Source organism: methanotrophic endosymbiont of Bathymodiolus puteoserpentis (Logatchev) (genome assembly GCF_900128525.1).
Taxonomy (GTDB): Bacteria; Pseudomonadota; Gammaproteobacteria; order Methylococcales; family Methylomonadaceae; genus Methyloprofundus.
Window position 1 is genome coordinate 1 of the sequence record NZ_FQTQ01000136.1, and the last position, 13,161, is coordinate 13,161.

Consider the following 13,161-nt stretch of genomic DNA (forward strand, 5'->3'; position numbering starts at 1 on the left):
CAACAGCACATCCACTAGCGGCGTGCGATCTTCTTCATTTATCTCTGGCAGTTTCGGTTTAGGCGAGTTCATAGAATATATTGTAAAGCAATTTTTTAATATTTGCCTGTGGATAATGAGAAGTTACATTTATTTATCACAAGTATTTGATTCTAAATGTATAAAATACTTGGCATGAACTGTGCTTTTTATTTTGTAAATAATAAATAAAGGAGAAAGGGTCATGGCGATTAGTTTTGAAAATGCATTAGGTGTACATCCGCAAGCCTTGTCCTTGCGTGAGCGACGTAGTGAGGTGTTGGCGGCGAATTTAGCCAATGCCGATACGCCTAACTATAAAGCGCGTGATCTAGATTTTCAAAGTATTTTAAAAAATCAAATGCCGAGTAATGGACGTTCTTTAGAAAGAACCCATGTCCGGCATCAGCAAGCAGGCAACATGCAATTAGGCGCGGAACTGTTATACCGTAACCCGCACCAGGCTTCTTTAGATGGTAATACCGTTGAAGATCATATTGAGCAAGCCAAATATGCTGAAAATTCGGTGCAATATCAAGCCAGTTTAACTTTCTTAAATGGTAAATTTTCAGGCTTGATGAGCGCTATTAGAGGAGAATAATTATGTCTGCATTAAGTGTTTTTGATATTGCTGGTAGTGGTATGAATGCTCAGTCACTGCGGTTAAATTTAGTGGCGAGTAATATTGCTAACGCCAATAGTGTTAGCAGTAGTTTGGATGAGGTTTATAAGTCTAGGCAACCTGTTTTTGCCGCACAATTAAGTAATGTGATGGATAAAAATAGTGCTGCAGTAGGGGTTGATATTAAAGGCGTGGTTGAAAGCCAAGCACCAGGGATTATGGAGTATGCCCCGAATCACCCAATGGCAGATGATGCCGGGTATATTTTTAAGCCAAATGTCAATACTGTAGAGGAGATGGCGAATATGATGTCCGCATCAAGGTCTTATCAAAATAATGTGGAAGTTTTTAATACTTCTAAACAATTAATTTTACAGACTTTGAGAATGGGTCAATAGGAGGTAGGTCATGACATTTAGTGTTGATGCAATTAAAGAATTAGGATTATCTGCAGCAGATGCAATAAAACCCAAAAAGCAAGAGCTGGGTCAAGAGCAGTTTTTAAAGTTAATGACAACTCAACTGACTCATCAAGACCCCACTAAGCCGATGGAAAATGGTGATTTTTTGGCACAAATGGCGCAATTTAGTACGGTTGAAGGGATCGGTTCTTTAAATGATTCATTTCAAGCATTCGCTAGTTCGATGACTTCTAGTCAGTCGATTGAAGCTTCAGGTTTAATCGGAAAGTCGGTATCAGTACCGAGTGATAAAGGTGTCTTAGGGTTAGGCAGTCCTTTAGAGGGAAATATTAAACTTAATGGCACGACCAATCAAGCGACAGTGAGTATCAAAGATACCAATGGTGTTGTGGTTAAAACGTTAAATTTAGGCAGCCAAAGTGAAGGCCTGAAAAAATTTGAGTGGGATGGGCTTTTAGACGATGGAAGTTATGCTCCTCCAGGTGTTTACAGCGTAGAGGCTGAGGCAACAATTGGTGGTAAGAATACCGGATTAGAAACTTTTATGGCGGCAAAAGTGGAGAGCATTGATTTAGGTGATCCGCAAAAAGGTGTGGTGCTAAATCTGGGGCAGCTGGGTGCGGTTGAATTCAGTAAAGTCAAACAAGTATTTTAAAGGGGAGCGATCATGGGTTTTTCAACAGCATTAAGTGGCTTAAATGCCGCATCAAAAGATTTACAAGTTACTGGTAATAATATAGCGAATGCTAATACAACGGGCTTTAAAGAATCGCGTACTGAATTTGCGGATGTTTATGCGGCTAGCGTGACAGGGGTTAGTAAAACTCAAGCAGGTGCAGGGGCAAAGGTGGCTAATGTTGCTCAGCAATTTAATCAAGGAAATTTGACTTTTACGAATAATAATTTGGACTTGGCTATTAGTGGGCAAGGTTTTTTCTCATTAGCAGAGGACCCTGCAGCCTCTAAGCCGACATTATTTAGCCGCGGTGGTGAGTTTAAATTAAATAAGGATGGTTACGTAGTCAATAATCAAGGGGCTTATTTACAGTCATTTAAGCCCAATGGGACTACTGTCGAAGAAGGCTTTAGTGAAGGGGTTTTCCAGCCATTAAAAATTAATGCTTCGCAAGGAGCACCAAAAGCGACATCTGAGATTCTAATTAATACTAATTTGAATGCTACGGAGATTACGCCGGTAAATTTTGGTACTGTTCCAGATGTACCGGTAGATCCAAGCGATCCGAAATCATACAATCACACCTCCTCGGTGACCACTTATGATTCTCAAGGAAATTCACATATTGCAAGCATGTATTATGTCTCTAAAAATCCTGCGACACCTAATCAATGGGATGCTTATTTCTTTGTTGATGGCGTACCTTTTAACCCCAATCCAAATGCTACTCCAGCAGTACCAGCGGTAAAGGCGGAAGTAGGAACGCCTCATGTTCCTATGCAGCTTGATTTTGATGCAAATGGCGCTTTAAATCTTATAGATGGAGCTGCTCCTGGAAAATTAAATTTTGGTGCTATTACATCAACCGATATTGATCCTACTCTAAATGTAGCGCCTTTAGACTTTAATTTCGATTTCGCAACGACCACGCAATATAGTGCTAATTTCTCGGTACAAGATTTATCTCAAGATGGGCTTCCTGCGGGAAATTTGACTGGAATTTCGATCAATGATGAAGGTGTTGTTTCAGCTAACTTTAGCAATGGTGGGGCTGATATTTTAGGTAAAATAGCATTAACTCGCTTTGCAAACCCTCAAGGCTTGACTAAGACAGGTGATACTGCTTGGCGAGAAAGCGTTGAGTCTGGAGAAGCGGTTGCTGGACAGCCAAAGTCGGGGAGTTTTGGGAGCATTCAATCGGGAGCTTTAGAAAGCTCAAATGTTGATTTATCAGCGCAGTTAGTGCATTTAATTATTGCTCAGCAAGCTTATCAAGCGAATGCGCAAACCATTACGACTGAAAAAACCATTATGCAGACTATATTAAATGCATAATTTTAATAGCTGGACATAAGGGAGAGCTATCATGGATCGCAGTTTATTTGTCGCAATGAGTGGCGCGAAGCAGACGATGCTAGCTCAGACCTCAAATGCCAATAATTTGGCGAATGCGCAGACGACAGGGTTTAAATCTGATTTTGAGCAATTCCGTAGTATGCCAGTTTTTGGTCCTGGTCAACCAACGCGTGTTTATGCGATGACTGAAAGGCCGGGAACTGATTTAACACCAGGTGCTTTACAGAGGACTGGGCGCGATTTGGATGTGGCGATTGATGGTGGTGGTTGGCTTGCTGTGCAAGATAAGACTGGAAATGAAGCTTATACTCGTGCAGGGGAGTTGCGCGTAACGCCTGAAGGTTTTTTGCAGACGGGAGCAGGGGATGCTGTTATAGGTGATAACGGTCCTATTGTTATTCCTCAAGCAGATAAAATTGATATAGCAACTGATGGTACTATTAGTATTATTCCTACGGGATCAGATGCAACGACCTTATTGGTGGTTGGTAGGGTTAAGCTGGTTAAGCCTGATAATAAAGATTTGGAAAAGCTTAATGATGGCTTAATGCATTTAAAAGAGGGTATTGATGCCCCCATTGCCGATGCTAATATTTCTTTAGTTCAAGGCACGCTAGAAGGGAGTAATGTTAGCGCAGTGGCTGCCATGGTGGAAATGATTGAGTTAGCCAGAAATTATGAGTTGCAAGTTAAAGTAATGAAAACCGCAGATGAGAATAGTGGAGCGGCAACAAAACTAATGCAAATGAGTTAGATTTAAAAAGCCCATGTAACTGCTCATTTTTAACAGATACTAAAGGATGTGCTGATGAACGAAGCGCATCACACATACACAAACGAGTGCTTCTTGTGCTATGGGGGCTGTGAAAGTATTATGCGTAGGTTGGATGAGCTTATCTAGCGTAGCGACGATAACGAAATCCGACATTGACGAAGGTTTTATGTCGGATTTCGTTTTTTAATGCGACGCAATAAAAAATCTCATCCAACCTACACAATCTATTTTTATTTAAACTACTTTATATGGCATATAAAGTGCTTGTGTATAGGTAAGCGTCAAATAATAGGAGCTTATCATGACTGAAAGAGCATTATGGGTGGCAAAATCAGGTTTGGATGCCCAACAAACACGAATGGCTGTTATTTCTAATAATTTAGCTAACGTAAATACAACGGGCTTTAAAAAATCTCGACCTATCTTTGAGGATTTGTTGTATCAAAATGTGCGTCAAGTCGGAGCAAGTTCCTCTCAAAATACAGAATTACCCACCGGTTTACAGCTTGGTACGGGCGTTAGAGTTGTTGCCACGGAAAAGTTACACACTCAAGGCAATATTGTACAAACAGAAAACTCTTTAGATGTCTCTATACAAGGGCGAGGGTTTTTGCAAATTATTATGCCTAATGGAGATGTTAACTATACGCGTAATGGCTCATTAAAATTAGATTCATTAGGGCAAATGGTAACGTCTAATGGTAATCCGATACAGCCCACGATTACCATTCCTTCTGATGCAATTAGTATTACGATTGGTACAGATGGCGTCGTTTCTGTGCTACAACCAGGCAGTCCTGTAGCCTCTCAAATAGGCCAGATTGAAACAGTTAGTTTTGTTAATTCATCGGGATTAGAGCCTGTTGGTCAGAATTTATTCAGGGAGTCTGTCGCTAGTGGAACACCGACAGTAGGAACGCCGGGGACAAATGAGTTAGGAATATTGCAGCAAGGGTCGTTAGAAACATCGAATGTGAATGTGGTTGAAGAGCTGGTTAATATGATTGAAACGCAGCGTGCTTATGAGATGAATTCAAAGGCGATTTCAACCACGGATGAGATGCTTTCTTATGTTACGCAACAACTTTAAGGTTGGCTAAGGTAATGAAACTATTAAAAATAAGTATTTTATCAGCAATTTTTGCCCTCACAGGCTGTGAAACTTTGCCTGATCGTGACCCGGAATTTGCCCCAGTAAGTCCGGAGGATTTAAGGCCGCCTATACAAAAAACAGGTTCGATTTATCAGAATAATTATGATATGCGCTTATTTGAATCTCAGATAGCGCGGCGGGTAGGCGATATTCTGATGATTACTTTAGCGGAAAGAACGCAGGCAAAAAAGTCGGCCGATATTAATGTTAATAAAGACCTGGATATAACGCTGACAGTGCCAAAGCTTTATGGAATGGATCCGAGTATTGTGATGGGTGATGCATTAACGAATCAAATCACCGCTAAGCGAAATGCTTTAGGGAATGGCCAAGCAAATCAAAGTAATAGTTTAACGGGTAGTATTAGCGTCAGTGTCGTTGAAGTTTTGCCTAATGGAAATTTAAAAGTACGAGGGGAGAAGCGTGTATCTCTCAACCAAGGTAATGAATATTTAAGGGTGTCTGGCATTATTAGACCCAATGATATTAGTGCTACGAATACCGTTTCTTCTAGTCAACTTGCTGATGCCACGATTATGTATACAGGCGATGGTGCTGTGGCTGACGCGAGTCGAATGGGCTGGATCAGTAGGAGCTTCTTTTCTTGGTTATTTCCTTTTTAATAGGCATCTGACATGAATAAAATAAGTATAAATATCATATTATTTAGTTTTTTGCTCCTTGTGAATATTTGTTCTGCTTTTGCTGAGCGCATTAAAGATTTAGCCGATATAGATGGCGTAAGAAATAACCAATTAGTCGGCTATGGCTTGGTGGTTGGATTAAATAAAACAGGGGATAAAACAAGGTTTACAGGGCAATCTGTACAGGCTATGTTAAACCGCTTAGGGACTAACTTTCCAGCAGGTATAGACCCTCAAGTAAAGAATGTTGCAGCCGTTGCTATTAGTGCCAATCTACCCGCTTTTGTGAAACCAGGTCAGACGATTGATGTTACCGTCTCTTCTATTGGTGATGCGAAAAGTTTGCGTGGCGGGACATTATTAATGGCACCCTTAAAAGGAGTCGATGGGCAGGTATATGCTATTGCCCAAGGCAATTTAGTCGTTGGCGGTTTATCGGCTTCGGGGCAAGATGGATCAAGTATTACCGTTAATAATCCCTCTGTTGGTCGAATCGCGAATGGTGCAACGGTGGAGCGGAGCGTGCCTAGTCCCTTTGCCGATGGTAATACGATCACTTTTAGTTTACATAATTCAGATTTTACAACAGCTAATCGTATGGTTCAGGCCATTAACCGTTTATTAGGTGAGGGGACAGCTAAAGCTACAGATGCGGCTTCTGTGAGAGTAAGTGCGCCTGTCGATATTGGTCAGCGTGTTACATTTGTTTCCATGGTGGAAAACATTATGGTGAACCCCGATGATGCACCAGCAAGAATTATCATTAATTCAAGAACAGGGACCGTGGTTATTAATAATATGGTTCGAGTTCAGCCGGTGGCAGTATCACATGGCTCATTAACAGTGACCGTCAGCGAAAACCTGCAGGTTAGTCAGCCTAATCCTGCTGTCTTTGGTGATGCGGCGGGAAGAACCGTGGTGACACCTCAGTCTGATGTGGGTATTACTGAAGAGAATAATCGCATGTTTATGTTTAATCCGGGGGTGTCATTAGATGAAATTGTGCGCGCAGTCAATAACGTAGGCGCTTCTCCTAGTGATTTAGTTGCTATTTTAGAAGCTTTGAAATCAGCTGGGGCTTTAAGAGCGGAACTCATTATTATTTAAAGGGAGTAGGTCATGCTAAGTAATGTCAATTCTGCAGATGTTTATACTGATTTTAACGGGCTTGCTAAGTTAAGGGTGGAAGCAAAACAGAAAACACCTGAAGCGATTAAAGAAGTTGCCAAGCAATTCGAGTCGGTATTTTTAGGAATGGTGTTAAAAAGCATGCGTGCTGCTAAATTGACTGATGGTGGCATTATGGATAATGACCAAAGTAAGTTTTTTCAAGATATGTATGATCAACAACTTTCTGTACAGTTATCAGGCGATCCAGGGATCGGCCTTGCGGCTGTTATTGAGCAGCAACTCAGTCCTAAAAAGTATGATCCGATAAATATATTAGGTATTAATGAATATAGAGCGCAACCTGTTAGTAGCAATAAGCCAGACAAGGCAATGCAGGTATTAGCAAGTACAGAAAAAATAAGCATTGAAGAGATTAACTCTAAAGAAGATTTTGTACGCATATTAAGTGTCCCTGCGCAACAAGCAGCGCAAGAATTGGGCGTTGAAGCTAAGACTTTATTAGCCCAAGCAGCACTGGAAACTGGCTGGGGACAAAGTGTTATAAAAATGTCAGATGGTCAGAGTAGCTTTAATTTATTTAATATAAAAACGCATAAAGATTGGGCGGGTAAGCAGGTAGCTAAGAAGACATTGGGATTTTCTGATGGTATTGCCAAGCAGGAAAAAGCACATTTCAGAGCTTATGATAGCTATCAAGATAGCTTTAATGATTATGTACGATTTATAAAAGAAAATCCACGTTATCAACAAGCGTTGCAGCATACGGAAAACGCGGAACAATATATGCGTGAATTACAATCAGCAGGGTATGCAACTGATCCTGCCTATGCTAATAAAGTTATGCGGATTTATCATGATGATGTCTTTTCTGGCGTACAGCGGGCTGATGTCGTGGCCGCGAATATGAAGGAGCAGTAGGACATGGCCAATGGGATTTTAGGTACAGCTGTTTCGGGATTAATGGCATTTCAGCGCTCAATAGAAACCACCAGCAATAATATTGCCAATGCTAATACCGAGGGTTATAGCCGACAGCGAGTTGAGTCAGTGGCTTCGTTACCTGAGTATTCAGGTGGCGGTTATATTGGTACGGGCGTGCAAGTTAGCAATATTACACGTAGTTATGATCAGTTTATTAGCGGTCAGTTACGCTCCAGTACCTCTGCTTTTGGTGAGGTGGATAGCTTTAAAAGTTATGCGGCGCAAATAGATAATTTATTAGCGGATCCAACAACGGGAATGGATCCCGCTATGCAAAGTTTTTTTAACTCGGTGAATGATGTCGCTAATGACCCAAGCTCAATAGCAGCGCGTGAGGTCATGTTAACGGAAGGAGCTAGCCTAACGCATCGTTTTGGCATGATTAGTAATCGCTTTGATGAGCTTAAAGATCAGGTGAATTCTGATTTAAAGAGTATGACGCAGACGGCTAATTCTTATACTGTGGAGATTGCAGCGTTAAATAAAAGAATTGCTACGGATATTGGCCGAGCGAATGGCCAACAGTTGCCGAATGATTTATTAGATCAGCGCGATAATTTTTTAAATAAATTAGCAGATTTAGTTGATGTTTCTGTTATACCGCAAGCAAATGGCATGGTGAGTGTGCTGATGAGTAATGGTTTACCTTTAGTCATGGATGCTCAGGCCGCTACTTTAGGCATAAAAGCAAATGACTTTGATCCGACTCGATTGGATGTGACTTATACAGACGCAAAGGGGCAGGAGCAGATGATTACCGACCGGGTTAAGGGGGGCAAGGTTGCAGGAGATTTGCGCTTTAGAGCTGAAATATTGGATCCAGCGCAGCAAAAATTAGGGGCGGTTGCAGCTGCAATTGCGATTGATTTTAATGCAATTCATGGGGCGGGGTATGATTTAGACGGTGCTTTAGGTGGGGCATTTTTTAAATTTACTGGTGTACCAGAAGTGCCGGCAATAGCGTCATCTGCTAATCTTGGTACGGCGACAGTGACGGCTGCTTTTGGTACAAATAGTGAGGACCTGAATACGAGTGATTATTTATTGGAATTAAATGCTGGAGTGTATACTTTAACGCGTCTAAGTGACGATAGCGCTATTAATTTAACTAATACTGCTGGGGTTTTAACGGCAACAAGTCCTGATGTGCTGCCGGGAATTACGTTAACAATAACGGCAGGAGCTATGGTGGCTGGTGATCAATTTTTTATTCGTCCAACCTATCAGGCTGCCAGTAACCTAGCGATGAATATAGAAGATCCTAGAAAAATTGCCGCAGCAACTAATTTGGACGCGGATGGTATAACATTAGTTGCCGGCGCTATGCCGGGCGATAATAGGAATGCTTTAAACTTGGCAGGGTTGGCAAATAGCACTGGAATGTTTAACGGAACAGCCAGTTTCCAAGAGTCTTATGGTCAGATTATTGCTAAAGTCGGCGGCTTGACACATGCGGCAAATATTAGTGCTGATGCGCAGCAATCTTTATTAAATCGAGCAACCGGAGCAAGAGAAAATCTTGCGGGTGTAAACTTGGATGAAGAAGCCGCAAATTTAATTAAATTTCAGCAGTCGTACCAGGCAGCAGCTCAGGCCATTTCTACAGCAAGTACTTTGTTTGATACTTTGATTGGGGCAGTGCGGTAGATCAGGAATGGGTATTTTAACCACAGAGCATTAATTGCAACTTCTCATTCCTCTCAGGCCTTTGAGGCACTCACGTCATAGTGTAGGACGTGCTGACGATAGGAAGCGCATCACTTATGTGATGCGCTTCATTTCTTAGTACCTGTTAAAAATGAGAAGTTACCATTAACTCAGTATGGTTTTTCTAAATTTAAGGGTAAATGACTTTAGGTACAAAATTCGCAGCGGGGTATTTTGGGTCAAAAACAGATTTTTCACCGAAAATCTTAGCTGGCGCTTTAGCGGCTTCTTTATCAATATAAATAACCTTAGGCTGGAAGTTGGCGGCTGGGTATCTATTGTCATCGCTATTAGCTGAGCTGATGTTAGGGATAACGGTGAGGGCGGCAGTAAAAATGCCGATAATAAGTGATGTTTTCATCTAAGCTCGTTCTCCATATGTTGGTTGTAAGTATAGTGTTGCAGAAGCGCTATAATAACGTAGTTATTTCTGGATAATCAATAAATAACTGCTGCCTAAATTGCTCAATTTTTACTTCATTTTGTCTTTCGCTTCTAGGAATAGAAACAGGAATCTCTCTGATAACTGACATAGGGTTGCTATGCAAAAAGATTAAACGATCTGCTAAAGTGATGGCTTCGCGTAAATCATGAGTGACAAACAGGACTTTGTGTGGACGTTTAGACCATAAATCAATCAATAACTGCTGTGCTTGACGTGCCGTCGGTGGGTCTAATGATACAAAAGGCTCATCCATGAGCAATAAGTCAGGATCCATAGCAAAAGCTCTAATAATAGCAACGCGCCGGCTCATGCCCAGCGATAAATGTGCAGGAAAGGTATTTTTTTCTGTGGCTAAGCCCATGCTTTCGAGTAAAAAATCTAAAGTTTCTATTTTAGCTTCAGAGGCTAATTCAATATTTTCTTGTACGGTGCGCCACGGTAATAGCCGAGGGTTTTGAAAAACGTAGCCAACCTTTGGGAGTGTTTGGCTTTCGCTAAGTGCAATATTGCCGCTAAATGTTTCATCTAAGCCGGCTAGGATATTGAGTAATGTCGTCTTGCCACAGCCAGAGGGGCCCACTAAACAAATAAACTCATTATTAGCTAAGTTTAATTGAAAATTTTTGATGACCTGCTTACTGTTTTTGTCAGTTGGCGTTGTATACGACTTATCTAGGATATTTATAGTCAGGTTATTCATCGCCGCCACCTTTGGGCATGTTTATCTAGTGGCCTGAGTATCAGGAGCTCAATACCTTGAATAAGGGTAATAAAAGCAACGGTATAGGCCAAAATACTAGCGACATCAAAAAGTTGGAAAAATAAATGGAGCTGATAACCCATGCCATCACTGCGTCCGAGCATTTCCACGACTAAAACAATCTTCCATATTAAAGCGAGACCGGAACGTGTTGCCGCCATCACAAAAGGATGTAGCTGTGGCCAAATAACATGGCGTAATGTTTTACTTTTACTAAAGCGGTAACATTTTGCCATATCTAATAATTCAGTATCTAAGGAACGCGCACCTTCGCGGATAGTGACAATAACATTGGGTAGTTTGTTAATTACCACAGCAAGAATAGCGGCAGTTTCTGTTAGACCAAACCAGACATAACATAAAATAATAGTCACTAAGGCGGGGATGTTGAGAAAAATGACCAGCCAATTATCAAGAAAGGTATTTAATTTTTGGTGCCTACCTAAGACTATGCCAATGGCACAGCCTAGTAACATTGCTATGCTAAAACTAATAGAGAGGCGATATAGCGTTTTACTTAAATGATAGCTTAATTGCCCAGATTGTATTTCCGTTATCAATACCTTGGCTACGGTGACTGGCGAGGGTAAGGTTTCGGCATTTAAGTACCAGGCAAGCCCCTGCCATAGCGCTAAAAAAGTGCTAATAGAAAGCAAGGTTAATATTGAGCGGCGATAAATAAAGCCCATCTTAGCTATTTTTATTTAAGGTATTGTTTACTAGCAAGTGATTTAAGTCTTCTAAGCGTTTCGGCGACCCTATATCCATCCAAAATCCCGTATAGTGCTCGCCGCTGATACGCTGATTTTGCATGGCTTTTTTTAATAAGGGGGCAAGCGCAGATTTTCCAGGCTCAAGCTCAGTAAATAAATCGGGATGATAAAGCCCTATGCCACTAAAAGTAAATTTATTTTCGCCTTCAAGCGTGACCTTGATGTGGTCGTGTAATGAAAAATCACCTTTTGGATTGTGCTTAGGATTATTGACTAGAACTAAGTGTGCTAAATCGAATGGTTTATTCACTAGAGTTTGCAAAGGAAAGTCGCAGTAAATATCCCCATTTATGACTAGAAAAGGTGAGTCGCCGAGCAAAGGCAAAGCATTTTTAATGCCGCCTGCTGTTTCTAAGCCAGTTTCACCTTCTTCGGAGTATTGAATATGTGCTTGATACTGTGAGCCGTCACCTAAATAAGTTTTTAGTTGGTCGCCTAAATGAGCAAGGTTAATAATAATTTCAGTGACTCCTGCGCTTACTAAAGCTTCTATTGTATATTCAATAAGAGGCTTGCCTGCAACTTTTAATAAGGGTTTGGGCGTGTGGTCAGTCAATGGACGCATTCTTTCACCACGTCCTGCCGCTAAAATCATGGCTTTCATAAAACGTGTTGGCTTGCAGGTAAAGCTTTATTGACTAGAAAATCATGAAATTCTTGTAACTCAGGATAGTTAGCGCTGATAGTGATGACATAATTTAGTGTTCGTGGAATATCTTTAAGGTAAGCATTTTTGCTATCACGAATATTGAGCCGAGAAAAAATGCCGATGGCTTTTAAGTGGCGTTGCATGCCCATTAAATCAAAGTCACGTTTGAATTGTGGATAAGCACAGGTAATTAATTGTGCTTTAATGAGCTTTAGGTAATAAGGTTTTAGGCTGTTTTCGATTTGCGTATCAGACCAACTGATATAGCAATCTCTTAATAAAGAAACGGCATCATAAGTAATGGGGCCAATAACAGCATCTTGGAAATCAATAATGCCAGGGTTATCAATGCTGATATGCATTAAGTTACGTGAGTGATAATCTCGGTGTACACAGACTTGCGTTTGTTGTAATGCGGAGGCAATGAATAGTTTATTGCTTTTGGTTAGTATGGCTTGTTCGGCTGAGTTGAGTATCAACTTGCATTGCTGCTTGAGAAACCAATCAGAAAATAAGTGGAGTTCTCGTTGTAATAAATCAGCATTATATTGTGGTAAGGCGCAGGTTTTTATATCTACATTTGTTTGTAGCATAAAAAGGCTGTCCAGTGCACCTTTATATAAATGATCGACTGTATTATTGTTGAGACAGTCTAATAAGCATTCGGCACCAAAGTCTTCGAGTAACAAAAATCCTTGTTCGGTATTCTTTTGGATGATTTGTGGCACATTTACTTGGGCTTGGCTAAAAAGCTGGGCAACTTTGATAAAAGGCGCAGTATCTTCTTTATCTGGCGGAGCATCCATAACAATATAGGTATCTTGTTGCTGATGTACTCGAAAGTAGCGCCTAAAACTGGCATCGCTAGAAGCAGGCTTGAATTGCGTAATCTTTAAATTTAAGTCATTTGTTAGCCAGTGCAAAATGGCTTTTTCTCTATCATCGCTTGCCGTTATCATTCTTTTATAAAGAGGCTGGAAAAGTAAGGTAAAATGGTCGGTTGTTATTCTATGATATTTTGCCTATAAATGTAGGCTTTTTAGTTTTTA

The 13,161-nt window shown here is 40.8% G+C and carries 15 protein-coding genes; 10 read left to right on the forward strand and 5 right to left on the reverse strand.

What is annotated here, in order from left to right; genetic code table 11:
* Positions 1-223 precede the first annotated feature (223 nt).
* The 10 genes from flgB to flgK all read left to right on the forward strand — a co-directional run bounded on the left by flgB (position 224) and on the right by flgK (position 9,425).
* Positions 224-619 (forward strand): flagellar basal body rod protein FlgB, encoded by a 396-nt coding sequence (gene flgB / locus BQ7314_RS11085; protein ID WP_174483761.1) that lies wholly within the window; start codon positions 224-226, stop codon positions 617-619.
* 2 nt (positions 620-621) lie between these two features.
* Positions 622-1,038: a flagellar basal body rod protein FlgC gene (gene flgC, locus BQ7314_RS11090; protein ID WP_174483762.1), complete on the forward strand. Its 417-nt coding sequence runs from the start codon at positions 622-624 to the stop codon at positions 1,036-1,038.
* A 10-nt stretch (positions 1,039-1,048) separates the two neighbouring features.
* Positions 1,049-1,717 (forward strand): flagellar hook assembly protein FlgD, encoded by a 669-nt coding sequence (locus BQ7314_RS11095; protein WP_174483763.1) that lies wholly within the window; start codon positions 1,049-1,051, stop codon positions 1,715-1,717.
* A gap of 12 nt (positions 1,718-1,729) precedes the next feature.
* Positions 1,730-3,073, forward strand: a complete 1,344-nt coding sequence (gene flgE / locus BQ7314_RS11100) for a flagellar hook protein FlgE (protein WP_174483764.1) — start codon at positions 1,730-1,732, stop codon at positions 3,071-3,073.
* 31 nt (positions 3,074-3,104) lie between these two features.
* A complete protein-coding gene (gene flgF / locus BQ7314_RS11105; RefSeq protein ID WP_174483765.1) occupies positions 3,105-3,848 on the forward strand; it encodes a flagellar basal-body rod protein FlgF in 744 nt (247 codons plus the stop codon).
* A 322-nt stretch (positions 3,849-4,170) separates the two neighbouring features.
* Positions 4,171-4,959, forward strand: a complete 789-nt coding sequence (gene flgG / locus BQ7314_RS11110; RefSeq protein WP_174483766.1) for a flagellar basal-body rod protein FlgG — start codon at positions 4,171-4,173, stop codon at positions 4,957-4,959.
* A gap of 14 nt (positions 4,960-4,973) precedes the next feature.
* Positions 4,974-5,645, forward strand: a complete 672-nt coding sequence (locus BQ7314_RS11115) for a flagellar basal body L-ring protein FlgH (RefSeq protein ID WP_174483767.1) — start codon at positions 4,974-4,976, stop codon at positions 5,643-5,645.
* A gap of 12 nt (positions 5,646-5,657) precedes the next feature.
* A complete protein-coding gene (locus tag BQ7314_RS11120) occupies positions 5,658-6,773 on the forward strand; it encodes a flagellar basal body P-ring protein FlgI (protein ID WP_174483768.1) in 1,116 nt (371 codons plus the stop codon).
* A 12-nt stretch (positions 6,774-6,785) separates the two neighbouring features.
* A complete protein-coding gene (gene flgJ, locus BQ7314_RS11125; protein ID WP_174483769.1) occupies positions 6,786-7,715 on the forward strand; it encodes a flagellar assembly peptidoglycan hydrolase FlgJ in 930 nt (309 codons plus the stop codon).
* A gap of 3 nt (positions 7,716-7,718) precedes the next feature.
* Complete coding sequence (flgK, locus tag BQ7314_RS11130; RefSeq protein WP_174483770.1) at positions 7,719-9,425, forward strand: flagellar hook-associated protein FlgK; 1,707 nt, start codon at positions 7,719-7,721, stop codon at positions 9,423-9,425.
* 190 nt (positions 9,426-9,615) lie between these two features.
* Here flgK and BQ7314_RS11135 read toward each other — a convergent pair whose 3' ends face one another.
* The 5 genes from BQ7314_RS11135 to BQ7314_RS11155 are packed head-to-tail and all read right to left on the reverse strand — an operon-like array spanning position 9,616 to position 13,071.
* A complete protein-coding gene (locus BQ7314_RS11135) occupies positions 9,616-9,846 on the reverse strand; it encodes a hypothetical protein (protein ID WP_174483771.1) in 231 nt (76 codons plus the stop codon).
* Between the two features lie 49 nt (positions 9,847-9,895).
* On the reverse strand, positions 9,896-10,630 hold the full coding sequence (locus BQ7314_RS11140; protein ID WP_174483772.1) for an ABC transporter ATP-binding protein: 735 nt from the start codon (positions 10,628-10,630) through the stop codon (positions 9,896-9,898).
* Positions 10,627-11,379, reverse strand: coding sequence for an ABC transporter permease (locus tag BQ7314_RS11145; RefSeq protein ID WP_174483773.1), 753 nt, complete (start codon positions 11,377-11,379; stop codon positions 10,627-10,629). Before BQ7314_RS11145 ends, BQ7314_RS11140 begins: the two co-directional genes overlap by 4 nt.
* A gap of 1 nt (position 11,380) precedes the next feature.
* Positions 11,381-12,067: an N-acetylmuramate alpha-1-phosphate uridylyltransferase MurU gene (murU, locus tag BQ7314_RS11150; protein ID WP_174483774.1), complete on the reverse strand. Its 687-nt coding sequence runs from the start codon at positions 12,065-12,067 to the stop codon at positions 11,381-11,383.
* A complete protein-coding gene (locus BQ7314_RS11155; protein ID WP_174483775.1) occupies positions 12,064-13,071 on the reverse strand; it encodes an aminoglycoside phosphotransferase family protein in 1,008 nt (335 codons plus the stop codon). The genes murU and BQ7314_RS11155 overlap by 4 nt, the downstream gene beginning before the upstream one ends.
* Positions 13,072-13,161: the final 90 nt, after the last annotated feature.